The sequence below is a fragment of the Pseudorhodoferax sp. Leaf274 genome (assembly GCF_001422445.1).
Classification (GTDB): Bacteria; Pseudomonadota; Gammaproteobacteria; order Burkholderiales; family Burkholderiaceae_C; genus Pseudorhodoferax.
The window spans coordinates 17,995-33,870 of record NZ_LMNA01000003.1 but is presented as its reverse complement, the minus strand read 5'-3'; the positions used below and the strand labels follow the sequence as shown (position 1 = coordinate 33,870).

General features: G+C 67.3%; 17 protein-coding genes. 12 read left to right on the top strand and 5 right to left on the bottom strand.

What is annotated here, in order from left to right:
- Positions 1-6 precede the first annotated feature (6 nt).
- Positions 7-1,410 carry a cysteine--tRNA ligase gene (gene cysS, locus ASF44_RS06940; RefSeq protein ID WP_056898491.1) on the bottom strand — a complete coding sequence of 468 codons (1,404 nt, stop codon included), beginning with the start codon at positions 1,408-1,410 and terminating at the stop codon, positions 7-9.
- A gap of 183 nt (positions 1,411-1,593) precedes the next feature.
- Between cysS and ASF44_RS06935 the strand changes: the two genes are divergently transcribed.
- The 5 genes from ASF44_RS06935 to ASF44_RS06915 all read left to right on the top strand — a co-directional run bounded on the left by ASF44_RS06935 (position 1,594) and on the right by ASF44_RS06915 (position 4,964).
- The gene (locus ASF44_RS06935) at positions 1,594-2,154 is read left to right on the top strand and encodes a tetratricopeptide repeat protein (protein ID WP_056898490.1); all 561 of its coding nucleotides are present in this window, start codon (positions 1,594-1,596) and stop codon (positions 2,152-2,154) included.
- A 69-nt stretch (positions 2,155-2,223) separates the two neighbouring features.
- Positions 2,224-2,814, top strand: a complete 591-nt coding sequence (locus ASF44_RS06930) for a peptidylprolyl isomerase (protein ID WP_056898489.1) — start codon at positions 2,224-2,226, stop codon at positions 2,812-2,814.
- A 1-nt stretch (position 2,815) separates the two neighbouring features.
- A complete protein-coding gene (locus tag ASF44_RS06925) occupies positions 2,816-3,322 on the top strand; it encodes a peptidylprolyl isomerase (RefSeq protein WP_056898488.1) in 507 nt (168 codons plus the stop codon).
- Complete coding sequence (locus ASF44_RS06920) at positions 3,322-4,134, top strand: UDP-2,3-diacylglucosamine diphosphatase (RefSeq protein ID WP_056898487.1); 813 nt, start codon at positions 3,322-3,324, stop codon at positions 4,132-4,134. Before ASF44_RS06925 ends, ASF44_RS06920 begins: the two co-directional genes overlap by 1 nt.
- Complete coding sequence (locus ASF44_RS06915; protein ID WP_056898486.1) at positions 4,131-4,964, top strand: zinc-dependent peptidase; 834 nt, start codon at positions 4,131-4,133, stop codon at positions 4,962-4,964. Before ASF44_RS06920 ends, ASF44_RS06915 begins: the two co-directional genes overlap by 4 nt.
- Here ASF44_RS06915 and ASF44_RS06910 read toward each other — a convergent pair whose 3' ends face one another.
- Positions 4,965-5,846 carry a LysR family transcriptional regulator gene (locus ASF44_RS06910; RefSeq protein WP_235579154.1) on the bottom strand — a complete coding sequence of 294 codons (882 nt, stop codon included), beginning with the start codon at positions 5,844-5,846 and terminating at the stop codon, positions 4,965-4,967.
- 226 nt (positions 5,847-6,072) lie between these two features.
- Positions 6,073-7,248, bottom strand: a complete 1,176-nt coding sequence (locus ASF44_RS06905) for a pyridoxal phosphate-dependent aminotransferase (protein ID WP_255358191.1) — start codon at positions 7,246-7,248, stop codon at positions 6,073-6,075.
- An 84-nt stretch (positions 7,249-7,332) separates the two neighbouring features.
- Between ASF44_RS06905 and ASF44_RS06900 the strand changes: the two genes are divergently transcribed.
- Complete coding sequence (locus ASF44_RS06900; RefSeq protein ID WP_235579153.1) at positions 7,333-7,551, top strand: hypothetical protein; 219 nt, start codon at positions 7,333-7,335, stop codon at positions 7,549-7,551.
- Positions 7,552-7,554: 3 nt separating this feature from the next.
- Here ASF44_RS06900 and ASF44_RS06895 read toward each other — a convergent pair whose 3' ends face one another.
- The gene (locus ASF44_RS06895; RefSeq protein ID WP_056898482.1) at positions 7,555-8,829 is read right to left on the bottom strand and encodes a branched-chain amino acid ABC transporter substrate-binding protein; all 1,275 of its coding nucleotides are present in this window, start codon (positions 8,827-8,829) and stop codon (positions 7,555-7,557) included.
- Positions 8,830-8,928: 99 nt separating this feature from the next.
- Here ASF44_RS06895 and ASF44_RS06890 point away from each other — a divergent pair, with 99 nt between their 5' ends.
- Positions 8,929-9,315: an Hsp20/alpha crystallin family protein gene (locus ASF44_RS06890; RefSeq protein WP_056898481.1), complete on the top strand. Its 387-nt coding sequence runs from the start codon at positions 8,929-8,931 to the stop codon at positions 9,313-9,315.
- 33 nt (positions 9,316-9,348) lie between these two features.
- On the opposite strand, the gene tsaD is transcribed toward ASF44_RS06890, so the two are convergent.
- Complete coding sequence (gene tsaD, locus ASF44_RS06885; protein ID WP_056898480.1) at positions 9,349-10,380, bottom strand: tRNA (adenosine(37)-N6)-threonylcarbamoyltransferase complex transferase subunit TsaD; 1,032 nt, start codon at positions 10,378-10,380, stop codon at positions 9,349-9,351.
- 67 nt (positions 10,381-10,447) lie between these two features.
- Here tsaD and ASF44_RS06880 point away from each other — a divergent pair, with 67 nt between their 5' ends.
- The 5 genes from ASF44_RS06880 (at position 10,448) to ASF44_RS06860 (ending at position 15,874) form a co-directional block, all read left to right on the top strand.
- Positions 10,448-11,665, top strand: a complete 1,218-nt coding sequence (locus ASF44_RS06880) for a nitrate regulatory protein (RefSeq protein WP_056898479.1) — start codon at positions 10,448-10,450, stop codon at positions 11,663-11,665.
- Positions 11,666-11,987: 322 nt separating this feature from the next.
- Positions 11,988-13,244, top strand: coding sequence for a CmpA/NrtA family ABC transporter substrate-binding protein (locus tag ASF44_RS06875; RefSeq protein ID WP_056898478.1), 1,257 nt, complete (start codon positions 11,988-11,990; stop codon positions 13,242-13,244).
- Positions 13,245-13,257: 13 nt separating this feature from the next.
- Positions 13,258-14,175, top strand: coding sequence for a nitrate ABC transporter permease (gene ntrB / locus ASF44_RS06870; protein ID WP_056898477.1), 918 nt, complete (start codon positions 13,258-13,260; stop codon positions 14,173-14,175).
- A complete protein-coding gene (locus ASF44_RS06865) occupies positions 14,172-14,981 on the top strand; it encodes an ABC transporter ATP-binding protein (RefSeq protein WP_056898476.1) in 810 nt (269 codons plus the stop codon). The genes ntrB and ASF44_RS06865 overlap by 4 nt, the downstream gene beginning before the upstream one ends.
- A gap of 11 nt (positions 14,982-14,992) precedes the next feature.
- A complete protein-coding gene (locus tag ASF44_RS06860; protein WP_056898475.1) occupies positions 14,993-15,874 on the top strand; it encodes a GAF domain-containing protein in 882 nt (293 codons plus the stop codon).
- Positions 15,875-15,876: the final 2 nt, after the last annotated feature.

Sequence of the window (15,876 nt, the reverse complement as noted above, 5' to 3'; positions counted from 1 at the left end):
CGTGCGTCACTGCGCTGCCTCCCAGGTGGTGCCGCTGGGGCTGTCCTTGAGCACCACGCCCTGCTCCAGCAGGCTCTTGCGGATGCGGTCGGCCTCGGCGAAGTCCCTGGCTGCCTTGGCGGCAGCGCGTGCGGCGATGGCCGCGGCGATGGCATCGGGCGACAGTCCTGCGGCCGCGTCGGCGGCGGCATCCGCGGCGCGCCACTGCTTGAACGCCACCGGGTCGCCCTGCAGCAGGCCGAGCGTGCCGGCCAGGGCCTTGAGCAGGCCGGCGGTCTCGGCCGAGCGCGTGCGGTTGACCTCGGCTGCGAGGTCGAACAGCACGGCCACGGCCTCCGGCGTGCCGAAGTCCTCGTCCATCGCGGCCTTGAAGCGGGCGGCTTGGGGCTGGGCCCAGTCGATGGCCACGTCTGCTGGCACGACCGATTCGAGTGCCGTGTACAGGCGGCGCAAGGCGCTGCGCGCGTCGTCCAGATGCGCATCGCTGTAGTTCAGCGGGCTGCGGTAGTGCGTGCGCACCATGAAGAAGCGCAACGTTTCAGCGTCGTACTTCTTGAGCACGTCGCGGATGGTGAAGAAGTTGCCCAGGCTCTTGGACATCTTCTCGTTGTCCACGCGCACGAAGCCGTTGTGCACCCAGAAGCGCGCCAGCGGCCTGCCGCTCGCGCCTTCGCTCTGGGCGATCTCGTTCTCATGGTGCGGGAACTGCAGGTCGGCGCCGCCACCATGCAAGTCGAAGCTCTCGCCGAGCAAGGCGCAGCTCATGGCCGAGCACTCGATGTGCCAGCCGGGACGGCCGCAGCCGAAGGGGCTGTCCCATTGCGCATCGGCCGGCTCCTCGGGCTTGGCGGCCTTCCAGAGCACGAAGTCGAGCGGGTCGTCCTTGCCATCGAGCACGGCCACGCGCTCACCGGCGCGCAGCTCGTCCAGCGACTTGCCCGACAGCTTGCCGTAGCCCGGGAACTTGCGCACCGAGAAGTTCACGTCGCCGCTGCCCGCGCGGTAGGCCAGGGCCTTGCCCTCCAGCGCCTCGATCAGGCCCAGCATCTGCGGCACGTAGTCGGTGGCGCGCGGCTCGTGCGTGGGCGGCTCGATGCCCAGCGCGCCGATGTCGGCGTGCATGGCCGCGGTCATCTCGTCGGTCAGCGCACGAATGGAGATGCCGCGCTCGACGGCACGGCGGATGATCTTGTCGTCGATGTCGGTGATGTTGCGCACGTAGGTCACGCGCAGGCCGCTGCACTTCAACCAGCGCTGCACCACATCGAAGGCCATCATCATGCGGGCATGGCCCACATGGCACAGGTCATAGATGGTCATGCCGCAAACGTACATGCGGACATGGCCAGGCTCGATCGGCGAAAAAACGTCCAACGCACGCGTCAGCGTGTTGAAGATGCGCAAACTCATGGAATCCGGGAATACACAGGATCGTACGGGGACATCCTGGGGGTCGACCGGGCCGTCAAGGCCCGCTTTCACGAGGGTGGCTGCACTGGCGCTGCGCCGGGCCGCACACCCCCCTCGGCTAGAATCGCCGGCATTCTATAGCCGCGTGCGCAGGCTGTCTTTACGTATTCCGCAAGAGGTTCTATGAAGCAAGCGCTGTCCCGCATCCTGCCTTTCACGCGCGTGCTGGTGGTCGCCGGCGCGGCGTGGGCCGGCCAGGCCGCCATGGCGCAAGCCGACCCCTATGCCGAGGTGGGCCAGCTCGTGCGCAGCGGCAAGCTGGCCGAGGCCGGCACCAAGGTCGACCAGTACCTGGCCAGCAAGCCGCGCGACCCGCAGATGCGCTTCCTGAAGAGCGTGGTGCAGACCGAACTCGGCAAGCCCGACGAAGCCGTCGAGACGCTCACGCAGATCACGCAGGAATTCCCCGAGCTGCCCGAGCCGTACAACAACCTGGCCGTGCTGTACGCGGGCCAGAACCAGTACGACAAGGCGCGCGCGGCGCTCGAGATGGCGATCCGCCTAAACCCGAACTACGCCACGGCGTACGAGAACCTGGGCGACGTCTACGCCAAGCTGGCCAGCCAGTCCTATGGCCGCTCGCTGCAGCTGCAGGCCAACAACCCGCAGGCCACGCAGAAGGCCGCGACGCTGACAACGATGCTGGCGCCCCAGGCGGCCAAGCCGCGCACGGCCGGCAAGTAAGCGCGCCCGCCAGCGCGCCGGGCCGCAAGGCCGCGGCGCGCTTTCTTTTCCCAACCACCCAGTCGCCCCATGACCGCTCGCCCGTTCCCGTTGTCGCGCCGTGCCCTCGTGCTGGCCGCCAGCCTTGCCTTCGCCCCGCTGACCCAGGCCGCCGATGCGCCACGCGTGCTGTTCAAGACCAGCGCCGGCGACTTCACCGTCGAGCTCTATCCCGACAAGGCGCCCAAGACGGTGGAGAACTTCCTGCAGTACGTGCGCGACAAGCACTACGACGGCACCATCTTCCACCGCGTGATCCCGAACTTCATGGCACAGGGCGGCGGCTACGACCAGAACTACCGGGAAAAGCCGACGCGCGCGCCGATCCCCAACGAAGCCAACAACGGCCTGAAGAACGAGACCTATACCATCGCGATGGCGCGCACGGGCGAGCCGCATTCGGCCACGTCGCAGTTCTTCATCAACGTCAACGACAACGCCTTCCTGAACCACACCGCCCCCACGCCCCGGGGCTGGGGTTACACCGTGTTCGGCAAGGTCGTCGCCGGCATGGACGTGGTACAAAAGATCAAGGCCGTCCCGACCGGCCCGGGCGGCCCCTTCCCTACGGATGTGCCTCAGAAGCCCATCCTCATCCAATCCGCAACCCTGGTGAAATGACATGAGCCAACCCCAAGTCGAACTGCACATTGCCAACTACGGCGTCATCACGCTCGAACTGGACGCCGAGAAAGCGCCCAAGTCCGCCGAGAACTTCCTGGCCTACGTGAAGAAGGGCCACTACGACAACACCGTGTTCCACCGCGTGATCCCGGGCTTCATGGTCCAGGGCGGCGGCTTCGAGCCCGGCATGAAGCAAAAAGGCACCGACGCGCCGATCAACAACGAGGCCAACAACGGCCTAAAGAACGACAAGTACACGGTGGCCATGGCGCGCACCAACGATCCGCACTCGGCCACGGCCCAGTTCTTCATCAACGTGGTCGACAACGCCTTCCTGAACCACACCGCGCCCTCGGCCCAGGGCTGGGGTTATGCCGTCTTCGGCAAGGTCGTCAAAGGCACCGAGATCGTCGACAAGCTCAAGGCCGTGAAGACGGGCCGCAAGGGCTTCCACGACGACGTGCCGGTCGAAGACCTGGTCATCGAGAAGGCCGTCGCGCTCTGATGCGGCCACAGCCGGCCCTGCCGACGTTCGCCGAGCTCGTCGCGCCCGGCGGCTGGCGCAGCATCGAACTGCTGTCCGACGTGCATCTGCGGCCGGAAGAGCCGGCCACGTTCGCCGCATGGCGGCAGGCCGTCACGCAGAGCCGTGCGGATGCGCTGTTCATGCTGGGCGACCTGTTCGAGGTCTGGGTCGGCGACGATGCCTTGGACCCGGCTGCCGGTGACGACAGCCCGCTGGGCCAGTTCGAACGCCAGTGCGCCGAGGCGATCCGGTCCGTCGCGGCGCAGCGGCCCGTGTACTTCATGCACGGCAACCGCGACTTCCTGTTCGGTGGCGCAGGTCTGGCCGCCACCGGCATGCAGTTGCTGCACGACCCCACGGTGCTGGTCTTCGGCGGCCGCCTCTGGCTGTTGAGCCATGGCGATGCGCTGTGCCTGGATGACGTGGCCTACCAGCAGTTCCGCCTGCAGGTGCAGAACCCGGCCTGGCAGAAGGCCTCGCTGCAGCATCCTCTGGCCATGCGCCGGCAGATGGCACGGCAGATCCGCCAGGCCAGCGAGCAGCGCAAGGACCAGGGGCTGGGTTATGCCGACGTCGATGCGGACGCCGCGCGCGCTTGGCTGCGCGCAGCAGGCAGCGACACGCTGATCCATGGCCACACCCACATGCCGGCCGAACACGACCTTGGCGAAGGCCTGTCGCGCATCGTCATGAGCGACTGGGAGGCCACCACCCAGCCGCCGCGGCTGGAACTGCTGCGCCTGGCCGTCGACGCCCCACCCCGGCGCATCGGCCTCCCGCTCGCCGCATGAACGGCGGCTGGCGCCGGCTGCTGCGCTGGTGGCAGCGCGCGCCGCGGAACATTCCCGATCCGCTCTGGCAGGCCGTGCTGGCCGACTACGGCTTCCTGCAGGCACTTTCCCCCGAGGATCGGCAAGGCCTGCGCGCATTGAGCGCGGAATTCCTCGCCGAGAAGGAGTTCCACGGCGCGGGCGGCCTGCAGGTCACCGATCCGATGGCCGTCGCCATCGCGGCGCAGGCCTGCCTGCCCCTGCTGCACCTTGCGGCACGCCCGGACGGCGGCACGCCGGGCCGCGGCTCCGTGCTGCGCTGGTACGCAGACTTCGTCGGCATCGTGGTGCAACCCGGCGAGGTCGTGGCGCGCCGCGAATCCATCGACGAAACCGGCGTCGTCCATGCCTACGACGAAGTGCTGGCCGGTGAGGCCATGGACCAGGGTCCGGTGATGCTGAGCTGGCAGGCCGTTCTGGAGGCCGGCGACAGCGCGGAAGCGGGCTACAACGTGGTCATCCACGAGTTTGCGCACAAGCTGGACATGGCCGATGGCGCGCCCGATGGCTGCCCGCCCTTGCCGCCCGGCTTCATGGGCGCGCGCAGCGCCATGCAGGCGCGCCGGCAATGGCTTGAGGTCTGGGAAGAAGCCTACGCGCAGTTCTGCGACCAGGTGGTGGTCGCCGAGCGCTTCGGCGGTGCGATGCCCTGGTTGGACAGCTATGGCAGCCAGAGCCTGGACGAATTCTTCGCGGTGGCCTGCGAGGCCTACTTCGTGAACCGTCCACGCTTCAGCGCGGACTTCGCGCCCTTGCTGCCGCTGCTGGACGCATTCTTTCGGCCAGCTTGATCACTTGGCCCACAGGGGCGTCGCGCCCAGACGCTGCGTGAGGAAATCCAGCAGCGTGCGCAGGCTGGCGGGTTGGTGCCGGCGCGAGATGTAGAAGGCATAGATGCCCAGTTCGTCGGCATGCCAGTCGGGCAGCACGCTGACCAGTTCGCCGTCGCGCAGCATCGACGCCACCACGTAGTTCGGCAGCACGGCCAGGCCGCCACCGGCACGCACAGCCTCCACCAGGCTCATGGTGTCGTTGGCGCTGAAACTGCCCGACACCTGCACCAGGCATTCCTCGCCCTGGCGCGAGAAGCTCCACTGGCTCTTCTCCACGCGCGAGTGGGACAGGCAGTTGTGCTGCGTCAGATCGTCCGGCGTCTTTGGCGCACCGTTCTTTTCCAGATAGGCCGGCGTGCAGCACAGCACGGCACGACAGGTGCTGAGCTTCTTGGCGATCAGCGCAGGATCCAGTTCGTTGGTCATGCGGATGGCCAGGTCGATGCGCTCATCGACCAGGCTCAGCGACTGGTCGCTCAGCACCAGATCGATCTTGGTCCGCGGGTACTTGGCCAGGTAATCGACCAGGATCGCCGACAGGTACGCCTGCCCGAACGCCGGATTGCACTGCACCCGGATCTGGCCATGCGGCTCGGTGTCGCGCTGGCCCACCACCTGCTCCACATCGTTGACCAATTCCAGCAATTGGCGGCTGCGCACCACGCAGGCTTCGCCAGCCTCGGTCAGCGACAAACGGCGCGTGGAGCGCTGCAGCAGGCGCGCACCCAGCCAGCGTTCAAGTTCACCGATGTGACGCGTCACCATGGCACGGGACATGCCCAAAGTATTGGCGGCTGCCGTGAAGCTGCCGCGTGTCACCACCTCACTGAACACACGCATTGCGGAAATTCGATCCATCGCACACCTGTAGGAAACAACTTGCTCGGCCCACTGGAAGACCCGATTCGCCACCAGAGTGAGCAAATCTTAGCGGTGCAGCCCGCAATTCAGTACACAACAAAATCACATTTCAGGATGAATACACCCATTTTTGTGACTAAACAAAAAAATATGGCCGCACTTATGTATGCAATTATATGCAAATGCGCAAGTATGCAGACCCCGCTCAAGCGTTGCGCTGACGCAACCAACGGTCCAATCGCTCAGCGCCCAGCACCAATCGCTGCGGATCGCGGGAGGCGAAGCACCACCGCAACCAGCCCTGGGCCTCTGGAGCAAAGGCCGTTCCCGGGGCCAGGCCCAATCCTGCCTCGCGGACCAGTCGCTTGGCCACGGCCAGGGAATCGTCTGCGCACTCCAGGCGGAAGAATGCGTACATGCCACCGTGCGCAGCCGAGACGGCCACCTGCGGCATGGCGGCCAGCAAGGGAACCAGCGTGTCGCGGCACAGGCGCAAATGAGCCACCACGCGCGGCGTGACCTCATCCTGCCGGGCCAGCGCCGCCAGGGCAGCGCGCTGCGTGAACACGCTGGCGCAGGACGTGTTGAACTCGATCAGCTTGCCCATCGCCTGCACCAGCGTGGCGGGCATGACCAGCCAGCCCAGCCGCCAGCCCGTCATCAGAAAACTCTTGGAAAAGCTGTGCACGACCACCAGCCGGTCGTCGGGCTGCGCCTGGTCCAGGAAACTGGGCGCGCAGGCACCTGGCGCATCAGCGTAGTAGAGGCGTTCATACACCTCGTCCGCCAGGATCCAGGTGCCCGTGCGGCGGCAATGCGCAAGCAACGCGGCCTGCTCCTCAGCCCGCAGCGTCCACCCTGTGGGGTTGTTCGGCGCATTGACGATCAGCATGCGGGTGGCCGGCGTGATGGCTGCCAGCAGCGCTTCCAGGTCCAGCGTCCATTGACCATCCACCGGCCGCAGGGGCACGCAGCGCAGGCGCGCGCCCATGATGGCCGGCTGCGCCGTGAGATTGGGCCAGACCGGCGTGACCGCGACCACCTCGTCGCCCGGATCGACCAGGCACTGGACCGCCAGCATCAGTGCGTTGACGCCGCCCGACGTCACAGCGATGCGCTCCGCCGGGATCGGCCCGTGCAGGGCCGACATGTAGCGCGCGATGGCTTCGCGCAGTTCCGGCAGACCCAGGTTGTGCGCGTAGAAGGTCTCGCCCCGCTGCAGCGATTCGATCGCCGCCTGCCGGATGAATTCGGGCGTGACCTCGTCGCTCTCGCCGAACCAGAACGGCAGCACGTCGTCGCGGCCGATCCCGGCGTTGGCCACCTCCCGGATCTGGGATTCGGCAAGGTCTTGGATGGCTTTTCTCATGGATTCGGGCAAAGGTTCACGGGGCGGCCCATGGTAGCGGCCGGCCGGCCCGCGGACACTGCGCAGTCCCTGGGAGAAACCATCATGCACATGTCCATGCCCCTGTCTGCAGCCTGCCTGGCGCTGAGCCTGCTGACCACCCTGCCAGCGGTCGCCGCGAAGGCACAGGAGGGCGCCGCGACGAAGAAGAAAGCGGCTGCGCCCAAGTTCATCCCCAACAGTGCGCAGGAGAGCGCCCGCGAACGCGAACGCCGCCTGCTGCGCGAATGCAAGGGCCGGCCGAACGCCGGCGCCTGCTCAGGCTACGCCAGCTGACCGTCAGGCGGTCGGCCGCACCATCTGGCAGCTGGTCGGCATCTCGGCGCGGCTGGCTGCGACCTGCTTGATCACGCGGAACCCGTAGCCAGAACCTTCCACGTCGAACTTGACGCCAGGCGCGCCCTGGCGGTCCATCACGCCCACGACCAGGGTCTGCTGGAACTGGTGATCGGACGCCCGCATGCGGCCGGTCTGCCCATGGAGCGTCACATGGGCCTGCTCCAGCGCCAAACCCACCTGCACCGCATCCAGGCTGCCGGCCTTCTCAATCGCCTGGGCCAACGCCTCCACCATAAGCTGCATGCGCATGTGGACGTAGTCGTCCGCGGGCTTGGGATAGCGCTGGCGAAAGGCCTGGTAGAACGCCTCGCTCTGCGCGCCCGACAGGTTGGGCAGCCAGTCGGCCACGGCGATGACCTTGCCGATGCCCGCATCGCCCAGCGCGGCTGGCGCGCCCAGCGCGTTGCCGTAGAAGGTGTAGAACTTTCCTTCGAAGCCCGATTCGCGCGCGGCCTTCACCAGCAGCGTGAGGTCGTTGCCCCAATTGCCCGTGACCACGGCGCCGGCGCCGCTGGCCTTGATCTTGGCGGCATAGGGCAAAAAATCCTTCACGCGGCCCATGGGGTGCAGTTCGTCGCCGACGATGGCCACGTCGGGCCGCTGCGCCTGCAGCTGCCGGCGCGCCTCGCGCAGCACGGCCTGGCCGAAGCTGTAGTCCTGCCCCAGCAGGTAGACGCTCTTGACCGCATCGTCGTCGCGCAGCACCTCCATGAGCGCAGCCATGCGCATGTCGGCATGGGCGTCGAAACGGAAATGCCAGAAGCTGCAGCGCTCGTTGGTCAGGGCGGGATCGACGGCCGAATAGTTCAGGTACAGCGCACGGCGCGCAGGTTCGCGCTCGTTGTGCTTGTTCAGCGCATCCAGCAGGGCCGCTGCCGTTGCCGACGAGTTGCCCTGGGCCACGAAGGCCACGCCATCGTCGACGGCGGAACGCAGCGCGCTCAGGGCCTCCTCGTTCTGGCCCTTGCTGTCATAGCGTGCAATGGCCAGCTGGCGGGCACCGCCAGGCAGCTTGACGCCACCGCGCGCGTTGATGCGCTCAGTGGCCCACACAAGGTTGCGGAAGACGGCCTCGCCGGTGTTGGCGAACGGCCCGCTCAAGGTCTCGACCATGGCCACGCGCACCGGTGCGGGCTGCGCCACCACGTAGGGAAAAGCTGTCACAGATAGCGCTGCCGCAGCGCTTTTCAAGACCCGCCGACGCGGAAGATACATTCAAAAATCCTCTTGAAAATCAAAGCGATGCACGCAGATTGGATGCATGCGGCGCTCATGGTGAGAGCCGCGGAGTGTAAAGAGCAAAGGACCCGCATCATGTTTTTCGCCCCCGTCATCCGTCAGGCCAACTACAGCCCCGCCGTGCGTTCGCTGGACCGCAGCTTCGAGCGTTTCTTCAACGACGTGGCCTACGTGCGCCAGAGCGGCACCAAGGGCCACAGCCTGAGCCAGGACGAGAGCAGCTGGACCCTGTCGGTCGACCTGCCCGGCGTGGCCAAGGACCAGCTGAACATCGGCATCGAAGGCGCCGTGGTGCGCATCGAGAGCACCGAAGCAGCCGCCCGCAAGGTCAAGGCCGCCTACGAACTGCCGCTGGAAATCGACGCCGCCGCCAGCAACGCCACGCTGGAAAACGGTGTGCTGACGCTCAAGCTGGCCAAGAAGCTGCCGCAGAGCAACGTCACCGCGTTGGCCATCCAATAAGCACCTTCGCGCTCCGCACCGCTCGGCGCGACCTCACTGGAGGGCGTCGAGCGGCCAGCGCGGCTTCACGTCGAAGGCATAGCGCTTCTCGGGCTGTTGCACGCCCGCCTGCATGCGCATGGCTGCAGCCATGGCGATCATGGCGCCGTTGTCGGTGCACAGCGCCAACTCCGGGTAATGCACCCGCACCCTTTTCTTCGCGCACGCGGCATCGAGCTGCGCACGCAACTCACGGTTCGCCCCCACGCCGCCGGCCACCACCAGCCGCTGCAGGCCGCTTTCCTTCAACGCCGCCAGCGACTTGCGCACCAGCACGTCGACGATGGCCGCCTGTGTCGACGCGGCCAGGTCTGCATTGCGCGCCTGCAGCTGGTCGCCCAGTTTCTTGGCCTGCGTCAGCACCGCGGTCTTCAGGCCGGCGAAGGAAAAGTCCAGGTCGCCGCTGTGCAGCAGCGGGCGCGGCAGTGCGAACGCCTTGGCATCGCCCTGCTCGGCCAGCCGCGCCAAGGCCGGCCCGCCCGGGTAACCCAGCCCCATCAGCTTGGCCGACTTGTCGAAGGCCTCGCCAGCGGCGTCGTCGATGGTCTCGCCCAACATCGCGTAGCGGCCCACGCCGTCCACCTGCATCAGCTGCGTGTGGCCGCCCGAGACCAACAGCACCACGAACGGAAACTCCGGCGGATCGGCGCTCATGAACGGCGACAGCAGGTGCCCCTCCAGGTGGTGCACGCCCAGCACCGGCTTGTCCAGCGCCGCGCCCAACGCACATGCCACCCCGGCACCGACCAGCAGCGCGCCCGCCAGGCCCGGCCCGCGTGTGTAGGCCACGACATCGACCTCTGCGACACTGCGGCCCGCCTCGCGCAGCACGGTCTCGGCCAGCGGCAGCGCACGGCGGATGTGGTCGCGGCTCGCCAGCTCGGGCACCACGCCGCCATAGTCCGCGTGCATGCGCACCTGGCTGTGCAGTGCGTGCGCCAGCAATTGCGGCAGCTGCGCGCCCTGCGACTGCACCAGTGCCACGCCGGTCTCGTCGCAGGAAGATTCGAATCCCAGTACCAACATGGGGCGCGAGTGTAGTGAGCCCGCAGGGCGCGGCACGGTTGTTGCTCGGAATTCCATGGCCCCTACGATGAAATCAGGACTTCACTTTTTGATCGCCGCGCGCGAATGCGAGATCGGCGACCTCGAGCAACTCGCTCTCACCGGCGAGCTGGTGGGATTGATCGGCCAGCTCGTGCACGCGTTGCAGCGCGAGCGCGGCCTGTCCAATCTGTTCCTCGGCTCGCGTGGCACGCGCTTCGCGCAGGCGCGCGACCAGCAGTTGCTGCAATGCGATGCCGCCGCGCTCGAACTGCGCCGGCACTTCGACGCGATGGACACGCAAGGCACGGCGGTGCGCAACGGCGCGAGGTTGTTCGGCCGCATCGCCACGGTGCTGCAGGCACTGGATGCGCTGCCGGCCCTGCGCCAGGAGATCGCTGTCCAGACCGTCACCCCGCCGGCCGCCACGGCCGCATTCGTCCGGCTCGTCGCGGGGTTGCTGCAGGTGGTGTTCGAGGCCGCCGACAGCGCCACCGACCCGCAGATCTCGCGCGCACTGGTGGCCTTGTTCAATTTCATGCAGGGCAAGGAGTTCGCCGGCCAGGAACGCGCGTTCGGCGGCGCCTGCTTCGCCGAAGGCCATCTGGAGAGCGGCCGCGCCCAGCAATGGCTGGAGTTGATCGAATCGCAGGAGCGGTGCTTCCGCATCGCGCTCGACTTCTCCGATGCGGCCATCCAGGCCGCATGGCGCGGCGCCGTCGACACGCGCACCCAGGCCGAACTCGAACGGCTGCGGCGCATCGGCTGCACGCTGCGCGCCGACGGCCTGCTCGATCCGGAACTGGCCCAGGTCTGGTATGACTGCTGCACGCAGCGCATCGACGCGATGCGCGCGGTGGAGGAATTGCTGGCCGCCCAGCTGCTGCAGCTGTGCGCATCGCGCATCGCCAAGGCGCGCGACGAGTTGCGCAACCACGAGGCGATCCGCGACGCGCTGGTGCGCACGGCCAGCGCAGCCGACACCGGGGAGCCCGTGCCCAATTACGGCCCGCACCTGGAGCGTTCCATCATCGACCTGGTGCAGGAACAGGCGCGCCGCCTGCAGCAGATGGCCGACGAGCTGGACACCGTGCGCGCCTCGCTCAACGAACGCAAGATCATCGAGCGCGCCAAGGGCCTGCTCATGGCCACGCGCAAGCTCAGCGAGGCCGACGCGCACAAGATGCTGCGCCAGACCGCGATGAACCAGAACCGCAAGCTGCTGGATGTGGCGCAGTCGGTATTGGCGCTGTCCGACTACCTCTGAACGGTGCGTGCTGCGCCGCACAAGTTTTGTGCCTGGGCTGCGCCGCGCACCATCTTCGATCACACGCCCTGGGCCAGGCACATCGTCAGAAATCAGTCGCAAGCATTTGATATCTATGAACAAATCCCGTTGACCGCCGCCATCGCCCGAGCTGGCACGCGAACTGCATAGCACCAGCACATCCCGGCCAAAGGCGGCCAGGATTCAAGGCTTCAGGGCCAACTGGACAACGGCGTCCATTTCTCGAACCGCGATGTTTCGCGGCCAGGAAATGGGCGCCGTTTTTGTTTTTCCGCTTCCCTTCTTCGATCCAGGAGTTCGCATGACCCCACACGCTTCCGCCCGCCCGGCACCGGCACGGCGCGACTTCATCCGCAAAGCCGGCGCCGTGGCAACCACCGCCCTGCTGGGCGACCTGGTCACGCGCGGTGCGTGGGCCGCCGGCTCCGATGCGCCCGAGAAGAAGGAAGTGAAGATCGGCTTCATCCCCCTGACCGACTGCGCCAGCGTGGTGATGGCCTCGGTTCTGGGCATCGACCAGAAGTACGGCGTCAAGATCATCCCGAGCAAGGAAGCCAGCTGGCCCGGCGTGCGCGACAAGCTGGTCAACGGCGAGCTCGACATGGCCCACGTGCTGTGGGGCCTGGTCTACGGCGTGCACCTGGGCGTCTCCGGCCCCAAGAAGGACATGGCCGTGCTCATGAACCTGAACCACAACGGCCAGGCCATCACGCTGTCCAAGAAGCTGGCCGACAAGGGCGCGGTGGACGCCGGCACGCTGGCCCAGCTGATGGCCAAGGAAAAGCGCGAATACACCTTCGCGCAGACCTTCCCCACCGGCACACACGCGATGTGGCTGTACTACTGGCTGGCTTCGGCGGGCATCAACCCGATGAAGGACAGCAAGATCACCACCGTGCCGCCGCCGCAGATGGTGGCCAACATGCGCATCGGCAACATGGACGGCTATTGCGTGGGCGAGCCCTGGGGCCACCGCGCCGTGGCCGACGGCATCGGCATCACCGCCGTGACCTCGCAGGACATCTGGAAGGACCACCCCGAGAAGGCGCTGGGCACCACCGGCGAGTTCGCGCAGAAGAACCCCAACACCTGCCGTGCCGTGGTGGCCGCCATCCTGGAGGCCAGCAAGTGGATCGACGCCAGCCTGTCCAACAAGATGAAGATGGCCGAGACCGTGGCCGACAAGGCCTATGTCAACACCAGCGTGGACGTGATCAACCAGCGCATCCTGGGCCGCTACCAGAACGGCCTGGGCAAGACCTGGGACGACCCGAACTACATGAAGTTCTACAACGACGGCCTGGTCGGCATGCCCTACCTGTCCGACGGCATGTGGTTCCTGACGCAGCACAAGCGCTGGGGCCTGCTGAAGGAGCACCCGGACTACCTGGCCGTGGCCAAGCAGATCAACAAGATCGATCTGTACAGGGAAGCCGCCACGGCTGCCAAGGCCAACGTGCCCAAGGACGTGATGCGCAGCAGCAAGCTGCTGGACGGCGTGGTGTGGGACGGCAAGGACCCGCAGAAGTACGCCGACGGTTTCAAGGTCAAGGTCTGAAGGAGAACTCCCCATGGTGTCCGCTGTCTTCCATTCCCCCATCGAGGCCGTGCCGCCCGATGCCGCACCGCGCGACCTGAAGGTCGTGCCCAAGGCCGCCGCCAACGACGCGGCGCCGACCCCGGCCCCGGTGCGCAAGCAGCCGTTCGACTGGCGCGGCCTGTGGCTGCGCGTGCTGCCGCCGCTGGCCGGCCTGGGCCTGTTGGTCGTGCTGTGGGAGATCGTGTCGGTCGCCACGGCCGGCAGCATCCCGACGCCGCGCGACACCTGGGCGCAGGCGGTCGACGTCTTCAGCAACCCGTTCTACCGCAACGGCCCGAACGACCAGGGCGTGGGCTGGAACGTGCTGTCCTCGCTGCAGCGCGTGGCCATGGGCTTCGGCCTGGCGGCGCTGGTTGGCATTCCGGCCGGCTTCGCGATCGGGCGCTTCACCTTCCTGTCGCGCATGTTCAACCCGCTGATCAGCCTGCTGCGGCCGGTCTCGCCGCTGGCCTGGCTGCCGATCGGCCTGCTGGTGTTCAAGGGCGCCAACCCGGCCGCCATCTGGACCATCTTCATCTGTTCGATCTGGCCCATGATCATCAACACCGCCGTGGGTGTGCAGCGCGTGCCGCAGGACTACATGAACGTGGCCCGCGTGCTGAACCTGTCGGAATGGAAGATCGTCACCAAGATCCTGTTCCCCGCCGTGCTGCCGTACATGCTGACCGGCGTGCGCCTGGCGGTGGGCACTGCCTGGCTCGTGATCGTGGCGGCCGAGATGCTGACCGGCGGCGTGGGCATCGGCTTCTGGGTCTGGGACGAGTGGAACAACCTCAACGTCAAAAACATCATCATCGCCATCTTCGTGATCGGCATCGTCGGCCTGCTGCTGGAGTACGCACTCATCAAGCTGGCATCGGCATTCACTTTCGAAGAGGTCCGGTCATGAGCGGCGACAAGAAGTTCATCGAGATCCAGGGCGTCGAGCAGGCCTTCAACACGCCGCGCGGCCGCTTCCTCGCGCTGCGCGACATCCACCTCACCGTGGCCAAGGGCGAATTCGTCGCGCTGATCGGCCACTCGGGCTGCGGCAAGTCCACGCTGCTGAACCTGATCGCCGGCCTGACGCAGCCGACCCAGGGCACGCTGCTGTGCGCCAACAAGGAGATCGCCGGCCCCGGCCCCGAGCGCGCCGTGGTGTTCCAGAACCACTCGCTGCTGCCCTGGCTGACCTGCTTCGAGAACATCCACCTGGGCGTGGAGCGTGTGTTCGGCGCCAAGGAGACCAAGGCGCAACTCAAGGAACGCACCGAGGCCGCGCTGGCGCTGGTCGGCCTGACGCCCGCCACCCACAAGCGCCCGGGCGAGATCTCCGGCGGCATGAAGCAGCGCGTGGGCATCGCCCGGGCCCTGGCCATGGAGCCCAAGGTGCTGCTCATGGACGAGCCCTTCGGCGCACTGGACGCGCTGACGCGCGCCAAGCTGCAGGACGAGCTGCTGGCCATCGTGCAGAAGACCCAGAGCACGGTGGTGATGGTCACCCACGATGTGGACGAGGCCGTGCTGCTGTCCGACAAGATCGTGATGATGACCAATGGCCCTGCGGCCACCATCGGCGAGGTGCTGTCGGTGAACCTGCAGCGCCCGCGCAACCGCGTGGAACTGGCCGAGGACCGCCACTACGTGATGTATCGCAAGGCCGTGATCGACTTCCTCTACACGCGCCAGGCGCACGTAGAGAAGACCGCTGCCTGAAAGCGCGCGCGATGGCCCGCAAGACCTTCATCCGTGCCGCGGAGTTCTGGCTGCCCAGCCCGGACGGCAGCCTGCTGGAATTCGGCGGCGGCGTCTTCGGCGACTGCAAGCGCTTCGAAGCCGCGACGCGCAGCCTGCGGTTCGGTCGTGGCGATGGGCTGCCCGGCATGGCCTGGGACAAGGGCCACCCCATCGTGCTGAGCGACCTGGCCGATCCGCTGTTCCGCCGCAGCGCCGTCGCGCAGGCGGAAGGCCTGAGCTGCGGCATCGCGCTGCCGCTGTTCCAGCATGGAGCGCTGCGCGCGGTGGTGCTGCTGTTCTGCGGGGACGACGAGGACCATGCCGGCGCCATCGAGCTGTGGCGCAACGGCCCGGAGCCCTCGCCCGACCTGACCCTGGTGGACGGCTACTACGGCAGCACCGGCGACACCTTCGCCTTCATCTCGCGCGCGACCGCATTCCGCCGCGGCACCGGCCTGCCGGGCCGGGTGTGGGCCGAGGGCGGGCCCGTTTTCCTGGGCGACCTGGGCAAGGGCTCAGGCTTCTTGCGCGCGGACAGCGCCGTGAAGGTCGGCATCAACCGCGGCTTTGCCCTGCCCTGCCCGTCGACCGACGGCGCCGAGTATGTGATCGCCTTCCTGTCCGCGCTGGCCACGCCCATCGCGCGCTCGGTCTCGGCCTGGGAAAGCGATGGCACGGCCGCCGGCGTGCGCCGCCGCTTCGCCTTCGCAGAGCCTGAAGGCCGGCTGGAAGGCCCGGGGCCGCAGCACGAGGCGGCGCTGGCAGCGCAGGCGCTGCATGGCGCGCGGCCGGTGGCTGGCGCCAACCTGGTCGCCATGCCGTTCATGCCCATTGGCATGCCCACCACCGTCCTGATGCTGCAGCTGGACTGAAG